Here is a 21,575-nt window from a genome sequence, read left to right on the forward strand (position 1 = left end):
ACCGCAGCCCGCCCGGGGTGCTCTCCCGGGAAGGTCTGCAGAACGGCGAGATTACAGTACAGCCGTGAGAGTGAAACAGTGTTCGACCAGCCGGTGACCGGCCAGAAGTGGCCGGTTATGCTGCATTCGCGCCACAGCGGAAGACGATCCTCCATTATCCCGTCGGATTACTGGCACGTCCGTACGCAGGCCGGGCGCTCTCACCGGCACATGGGGGGACTCCACGCCGTGACCGACAGCACACAGACCCTTGACCAGCTCGTCGTCCTCGCGGCCGCGGGCGACCACGACGCCATGCGCGCCTTCTACCGGCGCATGAACTCGACCGTCAACGGCTGGGTCCGCCAGTCCGTGCCCAACCCGCACACCGCCGAGGACCTCTCCCAAGAGGTCTGGATCAAAGTGGCCCAGAACCTGGAACGCTTCCGTCCCGGCACCAACCTGATCGCCTGGCTCATGACCATCACCCGCAACACCGTCGTCGACTACCTGCGCACCGCCCAGCGGCGCCCCACCGAGGTCCTGCAGGCCGACCACCTCGCCCTCGACCGGCCGCGGCCGGGCCTCAGCCCGCACCAGTACGCGGAACGCCGCCTCCTCGCCCAGGCGATCGCCGCCCACATGGAGAAACTCAAGCCGGAGCAGCAGCGCTGCCTGCGCCTGCGGTTCTTCGACGGGTGCTCCCCGACGGATATCGCCGAGATCATGGGGAAGACGAATGCTGCCGTGCGTGCCCTGACCTTCCGGTCGCTGCGCAAGCTGGCCAAAGCACTGCCAGGAAACACCTCAGCCGAGACACTCGAGGAACTGCTGACCGCTTCAGCGGGCAGAGGGAACGTTGTCGGTGTTCGGCTGGAGACACGAAAGAGGGCGCAGCATGTGGCGACGCGCTAAAGGATCCGAGCGCCTGGAGCGCGCCCTGGAAGGCGGCCCCCTTCCGCACGACGCCGAAACCCGGCGTCTCCTGGCGGCCGCGGGCGCCCTGGCCCCCGGGTACACCCGGGACCCTGCCCGGATCCAGGCCACCGAGGACGCGATGATGCTCGCGTTCGAGCGGGCCATGAACCCCCTCAAGAAGCGGGAGGACGCCGGCACCGACGACGGCCTGGAGGAGACCGAGCTCCACCGTGAGGAAGTCGCCCTGCCCGGCGGCGGCCGCATGGTCGTCTCCGACCTGGAGCACATCACCCCGGACCGTCTCGACGAGGCCACGCAGATGTACGCCGACATCCTCGCGCGGAAGTCGAAGGACCGGCAGAGTTGAGCACCCCGCCCATCAACCGCATCGAGATCGAGGTCGGGGACTTCCCCCTCGACAGCTCGTTCATCGAGCACCAGGGCACCTACACCCTGTTCCTGCGGCCGCAGACCTTCGGCAGCGCCGTGCAGCACGTACGCAACGTCCTCCCGCACATCACGCTGGAGGCCGCGGAGACGATGGTTCGGGAGCAGTGCCCGGAGTTCCCCGACTTCGACAAGCTGATGGGGCTGGACCTGCCCCCCGCGCCGAGCATCGAGCGGCCGGCCCCGCAGCCGGTGAAGGAAGACCCCCTCGAGCCGGAGCGCCGCAAGCGGCGCCGCCGTGCCGCCCTCGTCGCCGCGCTCCTGCCCGCCCTGGCCGCGAGCTGGGCCGTGGGCCGGTACACCAACGTCGCCGAGACGCCCCCCGACAGCCGGGCCGCGGCCGCCGCGCCCGACGCTTCCCCGGATGCTGCGAGCGCGGGCGCCGACGAGGCGCCCTTCACCGAGCCGAAATTCACGCACTTCGCCGGCGCCAGCAACATCGACTGCAACCCCATCAGCCCCCTCGAGGCGGAGTGCACCGACGCCGACGGCAAGGTCATGTCGACCAAGGCCGCCACCGGGCCCGACAGCACCCTGTTCACGTTCTCCTACGGCAGCGAGCGCATCGGCCTGCGGATCTTCTACGACGACGCGTACGCCAAGACGTGGGCGCGGCAGGACGGCACGCAGGACCTCTACCCGAACCTGCAGATGCACGGCCGGTACGCGCTGTGGGGCACCGACCCCGAGCGGATCAAGGAGTACGGCACGCTCATCGCCGAGTCGGACCGGGGCACGGTCACCCCGATGGGCGGGGCAGAGCCTCTTCCGCCGCGTCTGGCCGCACTCACCCTCGGCACGCTGGGCCTGGACCAGGGCGAGGTGCATCAGATCATGGCGAAGACGCCGGCACCGGTGCCCGCAGCGACCCCGGTCATCATGGCGGCCCGCCTGGTACTGGGCCTGGACCAGGCGCCGCCGGCTCCGGCCGGTTCCGGCACGCTCGGGGGTGACGACATCGTGGCCATCGTGGCGGGCATCGAGCCGTCGCCGAGCCCGGCCGGCAAGACGCAGCCGGAGCCGAGGCCGGAGCCGTCCGAGTCGATCAGCACCGCCCCGACGGGGGATGCGGCCACCGGGGGCACGGGCACGAAGCCCGCCTCCCCCAAGCCCACACCTACGCCCCCGACGACGGCGAGCACCAAGCCCCCTGCAGAGCCGTCTCCCAGCACGCAGGAGCCGACCGCGCCGCCGACGGGGAGCACCAAGCTGCCTGCCCCGACGCCGCCGCCCCAGCCGAGCAAGCCGCCCGCGGAACCGGCACCCCCGACGGATCCCGCCCCGGTGGAACCCTCGCCTGCAGATTCCAGCGGGTCCGCGGAGAAGCCACCGGTGCCGCCCGCCGAGGAACCTGCCGAGAAGCCGGTGGAGTCTCCCGCCGAGGAGCCGTCAGCCGTGGAACCGGCGACGCCGGCCGCCCCGCCCGCCGAGGAACCGCCCGCCCCGGCGGATCCGCCGACCGAGGAACCGCCCGCACCGGCGGACCCGGTACCCGGCGAGGACGGCACCGGCGACGACCTCCTCGTCCTCGACTCCGCCTGGACCGTCAGCGTCTGAACACGGAAGGGGCCCCGGAAGTCCGGGGCCCCTTCCGTGTGGGCGACGGTCAGAACGGCGGTTCCGTCGCCCACACGTCGTCAGCGACGGGACGGCCCTGCTGCGCCGCGGCCGGGCGCTGTGTCCCGCCGGTCTTGGTGACCTTCGCCGTGGCGTTGCGCAGGCTCGCGCCGACCTCGTCGACGTCCAGCTCGTACACGGTGCGCTTGACGCCCTCGCGGTCCTCGTAGGACCGCTGCTTCAGCCGGCCCTGCACGATCACGCGCATGCCTCGCTGGAGGGACTCGGCGACGTTCTCCGCCGCCTGCCGCCACACCGCGCACGTCAGGAACAGGCTCTCGCCGTCCTTCCACTCGTTCGTCTGCCGGTCGAAGGTGCGGGGGGTCGACGCGACGCGGAACTTCGCGACGGCCGCACCGGACGGGGTGAAGCGCAGCTCGGGGTCGTCGACCAGATTGCCGATGACGGTGATGACGGTCTCGCCTGCCACAGGGAGCGCCTTTCAGGACGGGGCCGGCCCGCGCGGGTGCGGACCGGCCGTGAACAGGGTGTCAGGAGAACAGCCGGGACCAGGTCTCCGGCCCCGGGTAGCCGTCGGCGGAGCGCCCCGTCCAGCCCTGGGCGCGCTGGAACGCCTCGACGTTCTCCCGGTCGGCTTCGGACCACTTCGGGCCGGGGCCGCTCGTGTAGTGCTTGCCGTAGCCCTTGCGGACGAGCTGCTGGCCGAGCAGCGTGATGTGGCCGTTGGACTTGCCGGGCCCGAACTTGTCCCGGCCCGGGAACGGCGGCTTCGGCTTCGCGGCGGTCCTGCCCGGCAGGACGCCGAGCAGCTCCTTCAGGGACGACTCCCCAGGGATACCGTCAGCGGCCTTGCCGGTGTAGCCGAGGGACTCCTGGAACTCCTGGTAGTTGAGGGTGTCGGCGTCCGTCCAGCGCGGCCCCGGCCCGCTCGTGTAGTGCCGCCCGAAGCCGCGCTTCGCCAGCTCCCGGCCGACCCGGGTCACGTGGTCGCCGTACGCCCCGTAGCCGTACTCCAGGCCGTTGATGGTGACCTTGTAGCGGGCCACGTCGACGCCGCTGGGGAGGGCGCCGCCGGGGTCCGGGGCGGGCTTGTAGTTCCCGGCCGGCATGCCCGCCTGCACCCACGCGTACAGGATCGTGCCGGGGCACAGCGTGGCGAAGCCGTCCTTGTGGCCCTTCGGGACGAGGTCCCGGCCGGCCCTGCGGCAGGCTTCCTCGTACAGGGCGCGGCAGGAGGCGAGCGCCGCGGCGCTGGGCTCCTGGTCCCCGCCGATGGCGAACTGCACGCCGAGGCCGGAGATGTTGTGCTGCGGGCAGTGGGCGCCCTGCAGGTCCCAGCCGCGGCCCTCGTAGATGGTGCCGGCCTGGTCGATCACGAAGTTGTAGCCCACACCTGCCCAGCCCTGGCCCAGGTGCTGTGCCTCGATGGCGCGCATGATCGCGTAGCCGGTGCGGGTGACGTGGTGGCCGCCGTCGTAGTGGACGAAGAACTCCGTCCGCCGGGTCGGCTCGACGGTGCCCGGAGTGCCGTGCCACGGCTTCGCGCCCCAGGCGGCGCGAGAGATGATCTTCATGGGGGTGGTGCCCTCCCTGTCGGTGGTTCAGGGAGGGCACCGTGCAGGGCGCGGCCGGTTAACGTCGCGCGCTGAAGAAAAGACCTTGAAAAAGCAGGTGGGCCCAGCTGTTGACGCAGCCGGACCCACCGAGGCCCAGGCATCCGGTCCCCACGCCCTCCCTTTGCACCGGGAGCGTGGGGCCCGCTTTCGTGATCAGGCCCCTACAATCGCCGCCCAGCATAGCCGCCGATCTCATGCGAGGCGAGGGCCGCGGTCAGTCGACGACCTCGGCGTCGACGACGCTGCCGTCCTCCAGCTCGGGCGGGTACTTGACGGAGAACAGGCTCTTGTCCAGGCGCTCGGCGAGCGCCGTGAGGTCGACGGACTGTTCGTCCTCGCCGGCGGCCGGTCCGTCGAGGCCGGTGATCTCGACGGCGAGGGTGGCGTCCTTGCCGTAGTGCTCGCGGTGCTGCCGCTCGAGGTACCAGGCGTCCGCGCGCCAGTCGGGGGCGGTGCGGTCCTCGACGGTCTCCTCGACGATCTCGCCGGTGACGGAGTCCCGGAACTTGCGGGTGGTGACCTTGGTGACGATCCCGCCGTCCGCGACGCGGCGGATGTTCGCCATGGCGCGGGCGGCCGCGGTGGCACGGGCGGTGCGGACTTTCTCGTACAGGGCCGCGTACTGGGTCTCTTCCTCCTCGGGCGGGTCGCCGTTCTCGCGGGCCTCGACCTCTGCGCGGCCGCGGGCCATCCAGCGCAGGAAGGTGGTTCGGGAGATCCCCGCCATCTCCGCGGCCAGCTCGACGGCGACGCCGGTGCGCGAGGCAGCGACGAGCCGCGCCTCCACCTCTTCGGAGAGGAGACGCGGGCGGCCGGGCGGGTTGGGCCGGCGGGCCTTGCGGCGGGTGGACATGGGGTGACCTCAGCGGCGGTTGGTCAGCGGCCGGTGTTGAACAGGTGGCCGCAGGCGGGGCAGGCGGTGTGTGCGGCGCGGCCGTCGTCGTCGGGGCTGAGGCCGTCCCCGCGGTCGCCGTCGTCGGGCAGGTGGAGGGTGGCCGGTTCGTCCTCGCGTATGCCGCCGGGCAGGGTCTCCGGGTCGACCTGGCCGAGCAGCTTGTCCAGCTCGTCGGCCGGGATGGCGAGGGAGTCGAACAGCTCCGCGTCGCCGGTCGCCAGGTCCTCGAGGACCGCGGCGAACTCGCGGGGGTCCCAGCCTCCTTCACCGGGGAGCCGGTTGAGTTTGATGGCCAGGGCTTCGGCTTCGGCGTCGGAGCGGGAGGCCCAGCCGCGCAGGACGGGGACGAGCCAGCCGCCGTCCTCGTCCAGGACCACGCCGCCGGGCAGGCGCATCCCGCGGTTCTGCATCTCGATCAGGGCCTCGCGGCGGCCGTGGCCGTGCAGGACGCACTGGGTGCGTTCGTCGGCGACGGGGACCTCCACCAGGCCGTGCATGCGGATCGCGTCGATGAGGAGTTCCAGCTCGTGCCGCTTCGGGTTCCGCGGTGCCGGCGTGAGGTCGGTGAGCGGCACGTAGGCGATGTAGCGCGGGGGCCTGGTGATCGTCTCGGTCACGGCGGGTGGTCCTCTCCCATGCGTCGGTGTCCGGCGACGGGCGGGGACTGCGAGCCCGCGGACTTCAACCGCGGCGCCCCGCCTCGCAAGCGGGACAGGCCGTCATGGCCGGTCTCCGCCCGTCGCCGGGCCGGTGCTGCCTTGTTCCGGATGGGGCAGCGCCGGAGTCCTGCCGGCTTCCGGTGACGTCGCTGGAAGTGGCAGAACCGCGAGGGAACGTAGGCAGACACGCGCCTAACGTCGCCTTCTACACACGGCGGTCTTACTGCTGTACTATTCGATGCGGTTGGGAGAGCGACCCAGCCACCCGGGCCTAGGTGTAACAAAAACCGGCGGTTGTCGTACTTCCATACGACGCCCCCGAGACACCCCGCCCGGGACAGTCCCAAACCCTGGGCCCTGGCGTCCGGGGAAAGGAAGGAACACCACATGGCGAACGACGCCGCCGCCGAGGAAGCACAGGCGGAGCAGCCGGCCGAACTGCCCCTTTCCGACGTCGGCCTGATCGGTGCCCTCGCCCGCCTGCTCGACGAACGGCTCGTGAAGCAGGAGATCAAGCCGCGGATCGACGGGCCGAAGGTCCCCCTCCTCAAGGCGTACGAGACGGGGCAGTCCGAACTGGTGGTCCGCATCGGGGATGACCTGATCGGCCGCTACAAGGTCAACACGGCGCAGCCCAAGATCGTCGTGGACCCCGACAACGAAGCGGACCTCAACGAGTACGCCGAGGACCACGGCGGCCTCGAGGTCATCATCCGCCGCAACCCCAAGTGGGAAGAGGCCCTGCTCAAGTACGCCGAGTATGACGAGGACACGGGCCTGATCATCGACACGCGGACCGGCAACGTGGTGCCGGGCCTCAAGTACGAGAAGGGCGGCGGCCCCACGGGCGGCGTGACGTGGACGTGGGAGCAGAAGGACGTCGGCAAGAAGCGGTTGGCGCGGCACTACCAGAACGGGGCCCTGGACCACCTGCTGACGGACACGCCGGCGTTGATGGCCGGCCCCCGGCCTACGCCCGACGAGGACGACGCCCAGCACTGACCCGCCCCGGGCCCGGCCCACGGCGGCCGGGCCCCGCTTCCAAGGACTTCCGATGAGCACTCCCACGACCGTGCTGGAACCGGCACTCGCCAGCAGCATTTCCGACCGCGCGTTCCGGCTCTTCTGCCTCCTCGTCCTGCGCACCGACGGATGGGTTCCCATCCCGCCCGTCGCCGCGATGTGCGGGCTGACCCCGCACCAGGTCCGCCTGGCCCTCGCCGAGCTCCGCAACGTCGGCATGATCGAACGTGACCGGCGGTACGAGACCGGGGACACCGGCCGCAAGACGTGGCACACGTACATCCGTCTCACCGGTGACGAGGGCCAGCGGGAGAGCGCCGCATGAGCCGCCTGAGTCGCCGCGAGGGCACCCGAGTCAACCAGCGGATCTACACCGTCCCGATCGAGTCGGACACGGCCAATGACGAGGAGATCAGCTACAGGGCGCTCGGCCTGCTGGTCCACATGCTCAACAAGCCCGCCAACTGGCAGATGCGCTCCGAGCAACTGTCCAAGGGGAAGAAGCGCGAGGGCCGCGACGCCGTGCGGAAGATGCTGCACGAGCTGGCCGCGGCCGGGTACTACCGGCTCGAACGCCGGCAGTTCCGCGACGGCAAGTACGCCATGGGCACCGCGATCAGCTTCTACGCCGTGGAGCAGTGGAAGAAGGACTACGTCACCTTCGGCGGAGAACTGACCATTCCTGTGGTCGAGCAGGAGGACGGCTCGTTTCTCGTGCGGTACCCCGACGGCTCGACGGGCGGTGACGGGTTCGACTACAGCCAGACCGAGTCTCCCGCCGACGACGTGCCGGAGGATGCCGCCGGCGACGAGCCGGAGGATTCGACCGACGACGAACCGGAGCCGCCTGCCCCGCCCGCCAAGAAGGCCGCTCCTCGCAGGAGGACCCCGCCCGCGGCGAAGAGGGCAGCGGCCGCCGCGAAGGAGTCGTCGGCGCCCGCCAAGAAGACCGCGGCGCCGAAGAAGACCGACGCGGAGAAGGCGGCCGCGGCCGCCGAGAAGGAAGCGCAGGAGAAGGACCTCGACGAGGCGGCGAACAAGGTCGCCACCTGGTGGTGGTCGCACGCCGAGCAGCACCTGGGCAAGTACGCCGGCCAGAGGGGCGGGTTCGTCGCCGTCCGCAAGATGGTCCGGCGCGCACTCGCTGTGGGCTACAGCCAGCAGGAGTGCGCCAAGGCCCTCCAGCACGCGCGGCGGCACTTCCCCGCCGCGCAGCAGTGGCAGGACGCCCTCGGCATCGTCACCAACCACATCGCCCCGCAGCAGCGCACCGGCCGCATCCCGTACAGCGACGCCGCGACCTGGGGCACCACGGGCGACGCCTCGACGGCCCCGACCACGCCGACCCCTGACGACGACGCTGACGACGCCACCTTCGGCGTCATCGAACGGCCGTAAGGAGCGTGACCCTGATGTCTCTCACCACGAACGCCCCGGCGGTTTCCGCCCCGCCTCGCGGCCTGAACCCTCTCGGCGCGCTCAGCGAGCACCTGCTGGCCGTGCTGGAGCGGGGCGGCGCGGACATGTCCAAGCTCGGCATCCCCGCGCAGCCGGAGCCGGAAGACGACCTGTGGACAGACGTGGCGGTGCCGCAGGCCCGCGCACGGCGGAACCTGTGGAAGGGCAGCATGAGGGACGCGGCGCACGACGAGTACCTGCACTTCCGATTCGAGCACCTGGACCCCAGCCAGAAGCCCAACACCCTGCGGAACTGGCTGGGGTCCTTGGTCGAGGCGAAGAAGCGCGGGGCCCGGCCGGAGACCCTGAACATGATCGTGCCGGGGAACATCGGCAGCGGGAAGACCGCCGCGGTGGCCGCCTTGGGCAACGAGGCTGCGGAGCAGGGCCTGGTCGTGCGGTTCGTGAAGCACGCCACCTACCTGACGTGGCGCCGCCCGGACTCCGCCCCGCACAACCTGACCGCGCACCAGGTGCGGGAGCGGTTCGTCACCTGCGATCTGCTCATCCTCGACGAACTGTGCGGCGAGATGGACATGACCGCCACGGAGTTCGCCCGCAAGGAGACGATCGACCTGATCGACTCCCGGCTGGCGGCCGGCCGCGCCACGGCGTTCACGACGAACCTGCGCAGCCGCCGGACGCCGGATCACCCCGGGATGGGCATCGTCGACATCCTCGGGGAGCGGCTGTTGTCCCGGCTCGAGGCGTCCGCCCACCTGCTCAGGATCGAGGGCCCGGACCGGAGGAAGCCCGCACGGCCGCTCGACTGGTGACCCCCGCAAACCCGCCGATTACCGGCGCAAACTGACGTGCTGTGAGCGGCGTCAGGGCATGTGGAGGCAAGACGCTATATCGTTTGGTCGACCCGGAAGGCCATGAGCATACGCCGACCGGGGCGACCCGAACGAAGGGATGGTGTCTTGCCGAAGCTGTCGTTTTTCCGTGCCCGCAGGGGCGGCCGGATCAAGCCGTTGAAGCCGCTCACCGAGTCCGGAGTGCCGCCGTTCACCGGCTGGGAGCGCGTCGGCGCTGTCCTCACTTCGCTGCTCGGCGTCGCTGTCGGCGCCCTGGGCTTCTACGCGTCCTTCGACGGCGTCTCCCTCAAGGCGGAGACGTGGGGGTTCGACGACCCATGGGTCCTCCCCGTGGCCATCGACTCGGCGATCCCCATGTTCACCGCGGCGAACCTCTACCTGATCCGCATGGACATGGCTCTGGCGTGGGTGCGGTTCGTGCCCTGGGCGCTGAGCCTGATCACCTGCGCCCTGAACGTGGCCGCGGGCAACTCGCTGTGGTCCAAGATCGCGCACGGCTCCATGGCCCTGCTGTGGGTCGGCGTCTCCGAGATCGCCGCGCACATCTACGCCGTCCGCATCGGCGCGGCGACCGGCCGGCGTCGCCGCCTGGACAAGGTCCGCTGGTCCCGTTGGCTGCTCGCCCCCTGGCCCACGTTCCTGCTGTGGCGCCGCATGAAGCTGTGGGAGCTGGAGTCCTACGACACCGTCCTCGAACTGGAGCAGGAACGGCTGGTCTACCAGGCCAGGCTCCGCGGGAAGTTCGGCCGGGCCTGGCGCCGGAAGGCCCCGGTCGAGGCGCTGCTGCCCCTGCGCCTGGTCCGCAGCGGTATTCCGCTCGCCGAGACCGCCCCGGCGGGCCTGGCCGCGGCCGGCCTCGACGCCGACGGGCCGTTCACCGCACTGCCCGCTCCCACGGAACCGGCCTCCAAGCCGCTCGCACCGAGCCCGGCCGCGCAATCCGCGCCCCGTCGGGTGACCGCGACCATTCCCGCCCCCACCCCGGCCCCCGCGCCCGCCCCGGCCCCCGCCGCGCAGCCGCCCGCTTCCACCCCGGCTCCGGCACCCGCCCCGGCCCCGGCTGTGCTCACCGAGGCACAGGTCTACGAGATGATCAAGGACGCCATCCAGGCCCGTGACGCGGACCGCTTCAACAGCGGAGACCTGACCGGCTCGGCGATCGGCCGGGCGATGGGCCAGACCGCGCAGAACGGCCGCAAGGTCCGCCGGCGTCTGCTCAAGACGTACGCGGCCAACGAGTCGGGCCAGATCCTGCCCGAGAACTTCACCGTCGAGGACGTGATGACCACAACGCACCCGTAGGGCATCCTGCCCCCACCCGCACCACGCGGCGGGCCCCCTCCCCGGGGTGCCCGCCGCCTCCATGATCGGACCCACCATGAGACCGGAGATCCTGGCCCGGATCACCGCAGCCCGCGCCGCCCGCGACCTTTCCGACCTGGCCCGCCAGGCGGTCGGCACCGCAGCCGAGACCACCAGCCCCGCTGAACGCATCGAGCGGGCCCGCCGCCTGCGGCAGATGGCCAACGCGTACGTCGACACCATCGTCCTCGCCGAAGCCCTGGCCGGCACCGACTGGGCAGAGATCGCCCAGGCCCTGAACCGGCGCGACCCGGACACCGTGGCGGAGGAGTTCGCCGACGACGTCGCCGAGTGGAGTGCCCTCACCGAGGAGGAGGCCGCCGGCGCCGCCGCCGACACCGAGGACCTGGACGCGTGGTACGCCCGGCACCGCGAGGACCACGACCCTGACCTCGAGCAACCTGTCGCTGATCTGCTGAACAGGCATTGAGTACAGCCTTCGAACGGGTAGAATAGTGCAGCAGTGAGACCAGCGGGAGCTTAGAGCTGTCGCTGTCTCATGCTGCGCGGGAGAGCAACCCGCGCGTCCCGAACGAAGGATCACCGATGCCTGGAATCACCACGCCCCTGCGCGAGCGAAAGTCCCGCCGGCCGACCGGACTGCCCAACCCGCCGATGATGCTGCTCGTCGGCCCGGAGAAGTCCGGCAAGAGCTACGAGGCGGCTGCAGGCTCCGGTTCCGACCTGATCGGGATGACGTACTGGATCGAGATCGGCGGTTCCGAGGGCACGGCCGACTACTACGGCCGCGTTCCCGGCGCCCGGTACGAGATCGTCGAGCACAACGGCACCTACCAGGACATCCTCGACGCCATCCGGTGGGCCGTCGCCCAGCCGCCCGTGAACGGCAAGCCGAACATGATCGTCGTCGACAACGTGACGGTACTGTGGGACATGCTCAGCGATGAGCAGGCCCTCTACGCCCGCCGCCGCGCGGAGCGGAACGCCCAGCGGGACCGGCGCCGCGGCCCGAACCTCGACGACCCGGTCGTCGTGGACCCTGACCTCTGGAACCGGGCCAAGGACCGCTGGGGCGAAGTCCTGTGGATGCTGCGCCGCCACTCCGGGCCCACCCTCCTGCTCGCCCGCCAAGAGGTCGTCACCGCGTTCGAGAACGACAAGCCGACCCGGGACAAGACGCGGAAGATCAAGGCCGAACGGAACCTCCCCGCCGCCGTCGACGCCATCGTGGAGCTGCACGCGTTCGGCGAAGCGCACCTGACCGGTGTCCGCACCCTGCACTGGGACGTCAAGCCCGGCCAGTCCATGCCCTTCCCCGACTTCTCCGTCGACACCCTGCTGCGCCGTCTCGGCTTCGAGGAGGCCGCCGCCGCCCGGCAGGTCACCGAGACCCGACCCGAGGCGTACCTGCAGGAGGAGGACCAGCGCGCCCAGCAGCAGGCCCCCGCCCGCCAGCAGCAGGGCCCGGCCCGCCAGGGGAACGCGCCGCAGGGCCTGAACGGCAAGCAGGCCGTCAAGCTGATCCACCGGGCGCTCACCGACGAGAACAACCCGCTGGAGTGCCTGCGGGCCATCCGCGAGGAGTGGGGCGTGCGCACCCTCCGAGCGATCCCCACCGAGACGAAGATGTGGGGCCGACTGAACGCGGACGACCTGATCACCAGGTCCCTGAACTTCATCGAGGAGCAGGCGAAGAAGCGCGCGGAGGAAGCCGCCGGAGGAGAGAACCCCGGGGCCAGCACCCCGCCGGCCACGGTCGAGCCGGAGCAGGCCCGCGAGCACCACGAGGCCCCGCCCGCCCAGCCGGAGCACGCACAGGCGGAGCCGGAGCAGGCCCCGCCCGCCGAGGACACCCCGCCCCCGCCGCCGGACCCCCAGGCCGAGGAGCCCCCGCCCGGTGAGTCCCCGGAGGAGACCAGCGCGGCCGAGGAGCCGCAGGACCTCCCGCTGCAGCAGCCGGAGAAGCCCGCCCCCCGGAAGCGGCGGAAGGACCCGATGGAGATCGCGCGCCAGGGACTGCTTGAGGAAGCCGAGATTCAGGCCCGCCTCAAGTTCACTACGCTGCGTGAACACCTCCAGCCGATCTCCGAGGACGGGGAACCGGGCCTGTCCAAGCTCCGGGACTACGTCAAGGCGCAGCGCGCCGAGGCCATCGCGTACCTGGAGGAGAACGACCTGCCCGCCCTCGCCGACACGTACCGGCGCGCGCCGATGCCGGATCTCCACCTCAAGAAGAAGTTCGCCCCCTACTTCGACAGCGCGCCCGCCGGGCAGTGAGGTGACGTGACGTGACGCGCGCCCGAAGGGTTCTGGGCGCGCCCCACGGCTCCGGCGCCCCTCCCGTCCCACCTCACCTCACCTCCCGGGGCGCGCCGCGCACCCAGACTCCTCCTGCAGGCGCGCCCCCGAACCGACGCGCGGCGCGCGCTCTCGTCCTGTCCGTGGCGCGCGGCGCGGGCGCGCGAAGGGATGGCGCGCGCCCGCGCCGCGCGCCGGACGCGCCCCCCGACGCGCGCCGCGCGGTGATCATGGCGCGCCTGCCCACCCGCGCGATGGCGCGCCAGGACCAGGGCGCGCCCAGCTCGACGCGCGGCGCGCCCACCGACCCGCGCGGCGCGGCGCGGCAGTTCTGGGCCGGCGCGCACCGCGCCACTGTGCCCGCGCGCTCAGGCGCGCCCCAGGCGGCGCGCCCCGCGCCGGGGCAGGCGCGCGCCCTCCGACCTGCGATTTCACCGAGGCGCGCCCCCTCGGGTAGTTGGCGCGCGCCCGCGCGGCGCGGAGCGATCGGGACCGCGGCGGTAGCGCGCGCCTGCCCCGGCGCGGGCCCTCGAGCACGCCGTCGACCACACGGACCGGCCGCGCCGCGCGGCGCGGGGCACCAGTCGAGCGCGCGCCGGTTCCCCCTCGGCGCGCGGCTGGCGCGCGCCGGCCGCACCGATCGGGCGCGCCCGGGAACGACGAAGGGCGCGCCTCAGGCGCGCCCTGCTCCCGCGATCCGGCCCGCGCCGCCCGACCCTACCGCGCGCCCTGCCCCGCGGCGCGCCGGACCGCGCGCGCGTCTCGGCGCGCCTCCTTCTTCCCCTCGGACAGCTCCTCGCGGACCTGGCGGACGAGAGCCATCAGCTCCTCGGGGTGCCGCTGGCCGAGGAGACGAAGCGCGCGCAGCCGGACGTTCGGCTCCGCCGGCATGCGGCCGTGGCGGGCCTCGGCGTACTGGATGGCATACCGCAGGAACCGCGCCTCCGAGACGACCCGGTCGCGGAACTCCTTGACCCGGGCATCGTGCACCTTGCGGCCCTCGCCGGGCGCGGCCGCCGCCATGAAGCGGGCCGGCTCCTCCACCATCAGGCGACAGGCCGCCTCCGCCCGGGCCGCTACTCTCGGTGACCGGAAGGCGAGGGCCTGGACGCGCCGCGGGACCGGCCCGGTGGCCGGCTCGTCGCGGACGAACGCCGCCCACCGGCGGGTGAAGGTGGCGTCGTCGAGCGCAGCGAGCTGCTTGGCCTCCTCATGGGCAAGGTCGTCGACGACGTCCTGGTACGGGCCCTGGGCCGCCTGCAGCGCGGCCCTGAACGGGGCGAGGCGGGCTGCCTGCTGGCTCTTGCTCTCGCCCTCGAGGCGCGGCAGGAAGCTGCGGGCCCTCTTGATGGCCAGCTCCAGCGCGTCGAGCGTGCGCGGGGCCAACTGGGGAGAGGCCAGCGCCGCGGCCTGGATGTCCCGCGGGGCGTCTCGCTTGTCCGGGGCCCCCCTGACGTGGCGGACAACCGCGTTCATGAACTCGTCAGGGCTCATGCCCGACAGGCGCTCGATCGCCGCCTCGATCCCCTGCGCTTCGGCCATGCGGTCTGTTCCTCCGGTTCGGGTAGGGCCCGCTGCTCTCGGGCCGAAAGTGCGCGTCGTGCTGTTGGGACAGCAAGAGGTGGCCGTACCAGCCTTGCGACAGCGTGTGCCGGATCGTCGCAGGAGCAACCGCTCCCCGGCCCCGAGCGCTCTGCACGCACCCGGTGGTCTCGACGCCTGGTGTCAGGCGCGTCCCTGGGGAAGCGACACCGCAGTGCCCGTATACCCAATGACGCCTGACGGCGATCTCAACGCTGTTCGCGGCAGCGGTACGGCCACCTCGAATGGTGATGGTACCCGCCGGCCGGAGACCGGTCGGGTGCCGCAGGTGCTATTCGGCCTGCTGAGGCGTCTTCCGGGCGGTGATGGCCTCCAGCCACGGCGCGACCTTGCTGGGCTTCCAGACAAGGTCGTAGCTGGTCTGGGAGGCCGCCAGGACACCGAGGATGGTCACGGTCGTGAGCTTGCCGTGCTGGAACTGGTCCCATCCTCCGTCCGCCGCCACGGCGATGACGCCGGCGACGAGAGAGGCAACGACCGCCACGATCTTCTTCCACCGCGCCGACCAGGCCGGCCGCTGCACCACCGCGGTGAGCAGCGGGAGTACCGCACCGACCTGGACGCCGGTCGACAGGGATTCGAGCGTTGCAGACATCAGGGTCCGCCCTTCCGTACGAGGTTGTAGGTCGGGCGGATGCTGCGCGCGGCCCGGGCCTTGCGTCGCCTCCTGGACTACGGTGCCTCGTCGCCCAGGTCCTCGGCGATCTCGCGGGGAGGGGACGGCGGGGGCCCGGTGTAGAGCTTGGCGAGCATGGCGCGGAGCTGGTGGATGTAGTCGACCGCCGCGGCCTTCCAGCGGCGCCACTGCCGCTGTTCCTCCTCCAGGACCTCCACCTTGCGTTCCAGCGCGGTCTGCTTGGCCTCCAAGGTGGTGACCCGCTCGAGAGTCTGCGCGTGGGTGGCGCGCTGCTGCTCGAGAAGCTTCGCGAAACCGTCCGTGACCGTCTGCACGGAGGCGACGTAGGTGTTCGCCTCCGCGGCCTGCTCCTCCTTCTTGTTCTTGCGGTTCTCGCGGCGGTGCACCAGCCAGGCCCCGCCCAGCACGCCCGTCATACCGCACAGGGGGCCGAGGACAGGCGCCAGGGAGATGAGCCATTCCATGGCGCCTCCTAGATCGTCAGTCGGGTGGGGTGCGCGGGAGCCGGGGCCCGAAGGCCCGCGGCTCCCCGCATCCGGCACGCTGCACGACCGGAGGGCTTTATGTCGTCGGCTGCTCGGTCACCGTGGCCGGGCGGACCCCGGAGACCGGGTTCCAGCCCAGCCGGATCGCGGAGAGGAGTTGCTCGTCGGTGATCGCTGCCGCCATCGCTGCCGGGTCCGTGGTCCCGGCGGCTGCGGCCGCCTCGAGGAGGAGCGGGGAGACGACCAGGCCCACCGTCATCGACGCGGCCTGTGCCTCCGTAGGGCTCAGGACCGACTTCGCCAGGTTCCAGCGCAGCGGATACCCCGGGGTGTCCGGCGACTCCACGAAGACCTCCTGCGCAACCACCGCGATGGCCATGCGCACGCGGGGAAGTAAAGAGGGCTCGCAGGCCAGGGCACACATCGTGTCCAGCGGCAGGGGGAGAGCAGGCATGGGCATCCTCACTTGGTGTAGGTGACGCGCAGTTGGGGAGGGTTGGTCTGGCCGTAGCCGCGGGCGCGGCCGTAGTACGTCGACGACGAGCTGTTCGGGTCCAGGGCGACGCCCCTCCACCGTGTGCTGTCGAAGACGTTGGTGATGTCGACCCACTTGCCCTCGTTGCGGGCCCAGGAGACCGTCTGGGATTCGCCGTCCGCGGAGAACGACGCCGGCCGGCTGCCGTGGCTGTGTGCCTTGATGACGGCCCGGCCGCCGGCGTTCGCGTACCAGTGATCGAAGTACAGGTACACCTTCGCTTCCAGGATCGTCGCGCCGGCGAGATCGGTGGCGAGCGACGAGGGGAATCCGATCAGGCTGGCCTGCACACCGTTCGTGGAGCTGTAGTAGCCCTGGTAGCAGGAGTTGCCGTAGTGGGCGTTGTACGAGCCGCGCTGCGAGTAGGACCCGGACCAGGCGCAGGGGTACGTCTTGGTGTACTTCTTCGGCGACGGGGCGACCGTCCCACCTCCGTCATTGTATGAGCCGGTTTCAGAAATGAACGGGCCTATGTCCTCGATGTAGAAGTAGCCCGGGTTGTCACTTGCTCCGTACATTTGGGTGGTCTGCGTAGACGGGCCGAGCGCCCCGTGGAACGTGATGAGGAACCGGTGCAGCCCCGCCCCGAACCACTTGCCGGAGCAGGTGAACTCCATTCCCGCGGTGAAACTCGTGGCCACGGGCATGGGATGGACCGCGATGTACCGCTGCGGCGACGCGATGGTGGGCACGTTGGGGCCGCCGTCACGCAGCCGGATCCGCAGCTCTCCCCCGGCCTCGGAGGGGTCGGCGCGCGCCGCGAAACGGATCCGGTACATGCGGCTTTCGTCGATGTCCGCCGCCAGTTCGACGAAACCCATCTCCGTGCTCGCCGCGGTACGGCTGCTGTACTGGTAGCAGATGGCCTGTACGCCCCGGGGCACCTGGTCGAGGAGTCCGCCCAGCGGGGTGCCGCCCACGGTCAGGGTGTCCGCGACGGCGAGGCTCTGGAACTGGCCGTTGCCGCCCTGGTCGATCGTCGCGACCGGCAGGCCGGCCGTGTAGAGCGTCAGGTAGTTGGGGCGGCCGGTCATCAGCGCGATGGCTTCTTCACCGGAGGCGTCGAACAGTTGCATGCCGAGGGGGGAGAGTTCGGCGCGTGCACCGGCCGGCCCGCTCGCGACGACGACACGGGCGATGACGTTGTCGAACGCGACCGTGCCGGCGGTGACGTCGTCGCAGGCCAGTTGGATGACGGCGCGGACCGCACCCTCCGGGGCCGCGGTGCTGGTGATGCCCTGCAGACGGGACCAGGCGCCTCGGACGACGCTCATGTCCTCCAGATTGACGTTGCCGTACCCGAGGGTCCCCCCTGCCGCGTTCTCCCACCGCGCGTACGCCGACAGCTGTCTGCCCGCCCAGTCCGCTGAGGCCAGGTAGTCGACACCGAGGAAGAACTTCGTGCCGGGCAGGACACCAATCTGCGCGACCCGCAGAGCGCGGCTGACGGCTGTTGCGGAGACACAGTCGACCTGAACGGCGCGCGGGGTGCCGTTACCGGCGGCGAAGCTCAGGTAGGGAACACCGGCGATCCGCTGATCGCTGATCTCCCCCTCGAAGGAAGGGTCGGCGGCGACGTTGCCGTCGGTGCCGAGCGCGAGCCTGTCCGCACTGATCGATCCGGCCTTGATGTGGGTGGCGTCGATCGCCCCGGCGAGGATCTTCGTCGCCGTGACACTGTTCGCGGCCAGCTTGTCGGCGGTGACGGCGAGCGCGTCCAGTTTCGCCGTGGTCACCGCACCCGCGTCGATCTTCGCTGCGGTCACCGCCCCGGCGAGGATCTTCGTGGCCGTCACCGAGTCCGCCGCCAGCGCGGCCGTCGTCACCGACCCCGCCACCAAGTTCGTGGAATCCACGATCCCCGTTTTCAGGGCCTCCACGGTGACCGCATCGACCTGCATCACGCCCGCAGCCGGCGTCCCGCTCTGGTTGTAGTTCAGCCACACGTACGGGGCGATGTAGCGGGTGTCCGTGTGCAGTGGAGCGGGCGCCCTCGGATCCGTGTACGGGCCCGCCCCGCCGGTCGCCGCCCTCCCCTTCAGGTAGCCGGTGACCACCACCCAGCCGTCCGCCGTACCGATCGCACGAGAAGACGCCGCCGCATACGTGTGCGAGTTGGGTGAGTTCGCACCGAACCGGTTTACGGGCGTCGCCTTGTCCGCGGCCAGCCCCAGCACGCCCACGTACACGGCGTCCGGGACGGCAGGTTGCACCGTGGCGCGGATCCGGGCAGACACCCGGTACAGCACGTCCGGGTCGTACGGGATGGGCGTGGTGCCCACCATGCGGATGTAGCCGACCGCCTCACCGACCGTCCCCCCGGTGGGGGCGTCCGCGGCCGCCCGCGGAACCGTCCACGACGCGCCCGGACCGGAGGCGTTCACAGCCCACGTGGACGGGTCACCCATGGAGTCGACCCAGCGCTGCGAGGCGGTGTCGGCGAGCCCTTCGGTGAGCGCGTTGATCGTCACAGCGCCCTCGGCGATCTTCGCGGCGGTGACGATGTCGTCGATGAGGTCCTGGGACACGGCCTGCCGTGCCTGCCCCTGCACCGCGACCGACGCGGGGCCGGTGGCCAGCCCAGTGTTCTGCGCGACCAGCCGCACCCACACCGGGTTGTAGTGATCGATATGGACGGTCACCGACCCGCCGAGCTGCGCGGTGATCGTGGCGACCTGCGTGGCCAAGCTGGGGGTGAAGTCCGGGCTCGGCCCGACATGGACCTGGACCAAGGAGAAGTCCGTGGGCGTCTGATAGGAGTCGTCCCACTGCCCGTCCCAGACCACCAGCAGACCCGCGAGCTCCGAACCGACGACGGGAGGCGTAGGGGTGGGCGGCGGCGTGGTGTTCACCGGGATGAGAGCAACCCCGCCGTCGGGCTGGACACCGACACTGCCCTTGAGGACGCCCTCATCGTCGTAGATGTCGAGGGAGCCGCCCTCGATGCTCGTGAAGCTGGCCTGCGTGGTCCGCTCCAGCGCCTGCAGGCGCAGCTCGTACTCGGCGAGCACTTGCGCCAGGCGCTTCGCGTCGGTCTGGTCGTCGAGGAAGTTCGCCATGGCCGCGGATGCTGGACGACCAGACCGGTTACCGTCGCGCGGTCAGTAGAGGAAGCTGTCCGACCGCTTCAGGGTGAGCGTGCACAGCCCGTCGGCGCTGATCTCGTCACCGATGATGCGGTGCCACACGTCGACGTCGCCCACCCACGGCACGTGGACCTGGACGCGGATGTCGTCACCGAGGGACCACGCGCCGAACCGGGCGTTGGGATGGTCGATGATCTGGATGGCGGGGATCTGCAACGCCTGCGTACGGCCGGCCAGCTCCTGGTTGCCGCGGGTACGCAGGGCACTGTCCGACGACAAGGACTTGTCGGTGACCGTGGCCACCCGGCGCAGCCGCCCGTCGTACCGGTACACCTGGGCGCGCGCCATTTTCTGGCCCTCGCCCTTGCCGAGCACGACGATCTCGTTCGCGAAGCTGTCGCCCATCCCCTGCGGTTTGGCGATCGCCGCGATGTTCTCCCCGTCAGCGAACCGCAGATCAGTCCGCTTCCGGCCGAGCCGTGGCTTGCCCAGGATCAGCCGGTGCTCGATGCGGTTGGTGTTCCCCACCCAGGCGTGGTTCTCGAGCCAGTCGAACGGCGTGTTCTTGGCCAGCGCATCCAGGGCCTGCCCGCAGTCGGGGTTGTTCCACCAGGCCAGTTCCCACGGATCACTGCCGTCGGCGGCCCCCAGCAGCTCCCCCAGGTCGTGAGTGTCGATCGTGAGGCCGAGGTTCCCGTAGGGCCGTGACTGGACGTGGTCCCAGATGTTCCGGAACGCGTCGTAGGCGTCGATGCGGGGCCCACCGTAGGGCTTCGGCGGTTCAGGCACCCGCTCCTTGCCTTTCTTCCCGTCCACCCACCCATCGTGGTTCTTGTCCTTGCCTTCGTAGGGGTCCTTCGGCTTGATCAGCTTCCCGGAGATCATGTGGTCCTCGTACGGGATGCCGTGCGGGTAGGAGGTGAACCCCTCGCAGCTGATCGTCGCCTTCGGCCCGTCGTACGCGGTCTTGGCGACGAGGCCACCCCACCGGATGATGCCGTCGATCTCCAGATACAGCTTCGTGCCCCACTCCTGCAGGATCGGCTTGCCGTCGTCGCCGAGCATCCGCGTGTACTCGGGCTCGATCGTGCCGTCCAGGGTCCCCGGCCCGGACAGGACCCGCTTCGGGTTCGAGGACAGCGCGAGCGGCACCTCCCAGTCCAGGATCGGCTCGTTGCCGACGTCCTCCCCGCCGGTGGCACGCTGCGCGATGTACCGCCAGCCCGCCGGCATCTCAGACCTCCTCTTCGTCCGGGGCCTCGACGAACTCCACGTCGGCGATGATCGATGTGGAGCCGTCCACCGTGAGGTCCCCGGTCTCCGCCTTGGACATGTACGTCTGCAGGTACAGGGACTGCGTGGTGCCGCGCTTCGCCGCGGGCACGTACATGTTGTCGGCGATCACGACGGTCGACCGGCGGGTACCGGACCCCTGGTCGTCGTCGATGGTGGTGTTCTGGCCGAGGGTTCCACCGAAGACGTGCTGCATGGCGGCGTAGACGTTCGCCCTGGAGAACCGGAACCCTGCCAGCGTCGTGACGATCTTGACCCTGGTCGCCCAGAGCGGAACGTCGATGTTCCACCTCGCGGGCTCCCCCGGCCAGTTGTGCCACTTGTTGTCGGAGTAGGTGAGGGTGCTGCCTGCCGCCGGGAACGCCGTGTAAAGAACCCGCTCGCGCCGCGGACTGACCATCGACCGCAGATCCGTGATCATGGCCTGGGTGACCGAGGACGTGTTCGCCGGCAGGTCGATACGGGCCAGCGCAATGGCACTGTCCCCGGGCCGGACTTGACTCACCCGGGTCGTGGTCTTCGGCACGTTGCTGAGCACGCGGGTGAAAATGTACGGGCCGACCTTCGGGTCCGACGGGTCGGGCCACGTCTCGCCGTAGGAATGCGGATTCTCGACGCGCGCCACAACGAGATCGGAACGGGCCGACACTCCGGTCGCAGCGACCTTTGCCCGGTCAGCCGTCGGTAGCCGGCCCGCGTACGCCTGGTACGCCGCCCCCGCCGCCCGGTTCACGATGGCGCATGCACCCGCCGTCACCTGCACTTCCGCACCGGGAGACGACAGGGCCCTCACCCGCAGGTCACCGGCGCCGACTACGCCCTCCGCGCCGCCGAACGCCGCGTACGCGAGCAGCCGCGCCACCTCGCTGGAGTGCACGGCGCCGCCCTCGGTGAACCACGGCACGCTGTCCCACGGCATCTCTCT

General features: G+C 71.0%; 20 protein-coding genes and 1 pseudogene. 10 read left to right on the forward strand and 11 right to left on the reverse strand.

Annotated elements, in window-relative coordinates; all coding sequences use genetic code 11:
* The first annotated feature begins 228 nt into the window (after nt 1–228).
* From ACFYOJ_RS28365 to ACFYOJ_RS28375, 3 genes are read left to right on the forward strand one after another with little or no spacing between them, the layout of a single operon-like run.
* Nucleotides 229–894 carry a sigma-70 family RNA polymerase sigma factor gene (locus ACFYOJ_RS28365; RefSeq protein WP_356555609.1) on the forward strand — a complete coding sequence of 222 codons (666 nt, stop codon included), beginning with the start codon at nt 229–231 and terminating at the stop codon, nt 892–894.
* Complete coding sequence (locus ACFYOJ_RS28370; RefSeq protein ID WP_356555611.1) at nt 878–1,264, forward strand: hypothetical protein; 387 nt, start codon at nt 878–880, stop codon at nt 1,262–1,264. Before ACFYOJ_RS28365 ends, ACFYOJ_RS28370 begins: the two co-directional genes overlap by 17 nt.
* Nucleotides 1,261–2,901 carry a hypothetical protein gene (locus ACFYOJ_RS28375; RefSeq protein ID WP_356555612.1) on the forward strand — a complete coding sequence of 547 codons (1,641 nt, stop codon included), beginning with the start codon at nt 1,261–1,263 and terminating at the stop codon, nt 2,899–2,901. The genes ACFYOJ_RS28370 and ACFYOJ_RS28375 overlap by 4 nt, the downstream gene beginning before the upstream one ends.
* A 55-nt stretch (nt 2,902–2,956) precedes the next feature.
* Here the strand turns inward: ACFYOJ_RS28375 and ACFYOJ_RS28380 are convergent.
* The 4 genes and pseudogenes from ACFYOJ_RS28380 to ACFYOJ_RS28395 all read right to left on the reverse strand — a co-directional run.
* Nucleotides 2,957–3,391 (reverse strand): annotated as a pseudogene (locus ACFYOJ_RS28380) (single-stranded DNA-binding protein); the annotation flags it as partial.
* A gap of 61 nt (nt 3,392–3,452) precedes the next feature.
* Entirely contained in the window at nt 3,453–4,496 is a 1,044-nt protein-coding gene (locus ACFYOJ_RS28385) for a peptidoglycan-binding protein (RefSeq protein WP_356555616.1), read from the reverse strand.
* Between the two features lie 256 nt (nt 4,497–4,752).
* Nucleotides 4,753–5,391, reverse strand: a complete 639-nt coding sequence (locus tag ACFYOJ_RS28390; RefSeq protein ID WP_356555618.1) for a hypothetical protein — start codon at nt 5,389–5,391, stop codon at nt 4,753–4,755.
* 23 nt (nt 5,392–5,414) lie between these two features.
* The gene (locus ACFYOJ_RS28395; protein WP_356555619.1) at nt 5,415–6,050 is read right to left on the reverse strand and encodes a hypothetical protein; all 636 of its coding nucleotides are present in this window, start codon (nt 6,048–6,050) and stop codon (nt 5,415–5,417) included.
* Between the two features lie 429 nt (nt 6,051–6,479).
* Between ACFYOJ_RS28395 and ACFYOJ_RS28400 the strand changes: the two genes are divergently transcribed.
* The 7 genes from ACFYOJ_RS28400 to ACFYOJ_RS28430 all read left to right on the forward strand — a co-directional run bounded on the left by ACFYOJ_RS28400 (nt 6,480) and on the right by ACFYOJ_RS28430 (nt 12,991).
* The gene (locus tag ACFYOJ_RS28400; protein ID WP_356555620.1) at nt 6,480–7,094 is read left to right on the forward strand and encodes a hypothetical protein; all 615 of its coding nucleotides are present in this window, start codon (nt 6,480–6,482) and stop codon (nt 7,092–7,094) included.
* 52 nt (nt 7,095–7,146) lie between these two features.
* Entirely contained in the window at nt 7,147–7,440 is a 294-nt protein-coding gene (locus ACFYOJ_RS28405) for a hypothetical protein (RefSeq protein ID WP_356555622.1), read from the forward strand.
* Entirely contained in the window at nt 7,437–8,513 is a 1,077-nt protein-coding gene (locus ACFYOJ_RS28410; RefSeq protein WP_356555623.1) for a hypothetical protein, read from the forward strand. The genes ACFYOJ_RS28405 and ACFYOJ_RS28410 overlap by 4 nt, the downstream gene beginning before the upstream one ends.
* A gap of 14 nt (nt 8,514–8,527) precedes the next feature.
* On the forward strand, nt 8,528–9,349 hold the full coding sequence (locus ACFYOJ_RS28415) for an ATP-binding protein (RefSeq protein WP_356555624.1): 822 nt from the start codon (nt 8,528–8,530) through the stop codon (nt 9,347–9,349).
* A gap of 147 nt (nt 9,350–9,496) precedes the next feature.
* Nucleotides 9,497–10,693: a DUF2637 domain-containing protein gene (locus ACFYOJ_RS28420; RefSeq protein ID WP_356555625.1), complete on the forward strand. Its 1,197-nt coding sequence runs from the start codon at nt 9,497–9,499 to the stop codon at nt 10,691–10,693.
* 76 nt (nt 10,694–10,769) lie between these two features.
* Nucleotides 10,770–11,183, forward strand: a complete 414-nt coding sequence (locus tag ACFYOJ_RS28425; protein WP_356555626.1) for a hypothetical protein — start codon at nt 10,770–10,772, stop codon at nt 11,181–11,183.
* Between the two features lie 116 nt (nt 11,184–11,299).
* A complete protein-coding gene (locus ACFYOJ_RS28430; RefSeq protein ID WP_356555628.1) occupies nt 11,300–12,991 on the forward strand; it encodes a hypothetical protein in 1,692 nt (563 codons plus the stop codon).
* Between the two features lie 738 nt (nt 12,992–13,729).
* Here ACFYOJ_RS28430 and ACFYOJ_RS28435 read toward each other — a convergent pair.
* From ACFYOJ_RS28435 to ACFYOJ_RS28465, 7 genes are all read right to left on the reverse strand, one after another.
* Nucleotides 13,730–14,554 (reverse strand): hypothetical protein, encoded by an 825-nt coding sequence (locus ACFYOJ_RS28435; RefSeq protein WP_356555629.1) that lies wholly within the window; start codon nt 14,552–14,554, stop codon nt 13,730–13,732.
* A gap of 331 nt (nt 14,555–14,885) precedes the next feature.
* Complete coding sequence (locus ACFYOJ_RS28440) at nt 14,886–15,209, reverse strand: hypothetical protein (protein ID WP_356555630.1); 324 nt, start codon at nt 15,207–15,209, stop codon at nt 14,886–14,888.
* Between the two features lie 77 nt (nt 15,210–15,286).
* On the reverse strand, nt 15,287–15,715 hold the full coding sequence (locus tag ACFYOJ_RS28445; protein WP_356555632.1) for a hypothetical protein: 429 nt from the start codon (nt 15,713–15,715) through the stop codon (nt 15,287–15,289).
* Nucleotides 15,716–15,812: 97 nt separating this feature from the next.
* Nucleotides 15,813–16,190 carry a hypothetical protein gene (locus tag ACFYOJ_RS28450; protein WP_356555634.1) on the reverse strand — a complete coding sequence of 126 codons (378 nt, stop codon included), beginning with the start codon at nt 16,188–16,190 and terminating at the stop codon, nt 15,813–15,815.
* Between the two features lie 8 nt (nt 16,191–16,198).
* On the reverse strand, nt 16,199–19,330 hold the full coding sequence (locus tag ACFYOJ_RS28455) for a hypothetical protein (protein WP_356555635.1): 3,132 nt from the start codon (nt 19,328–19,330) through the stop codon (nt 16,199–16,201).
* A gap of 42 nt (nt 19,331–19,372) precedes the next feature.
* Complete coding sequence (locus ACFYOJ_RS28460) at nt 19,373–20,590, reverse strand: hypothetical protein (RefSeq protein ID WP_356555636.1); 1,218 nt, start codon at nt 20,588–20,590, stop codon at nt 19,373–19,375.
* 1 nt (nt 20,591) lies between these two features.
* Entirely contained in the window at nt 20,592–21,569 is a 978-nt protein-coding gene (locus tag ACFYOJ_RS28465; RefSeq protein ID WP_356555637.1) for a hypothetical protein, read from the reverse strand.
* Between the last annotated feature and the right edge of the window lie 6 nt (nt 21,570–21,575).

Source organism: Streptomyces sp. NPDC006384, assembly GCF_042870695.1.
GTDB lineage: Bacteria > Actinomycetota > Actinomycetes > Streptomycetales > Streptomycetaceae > Streptomyces.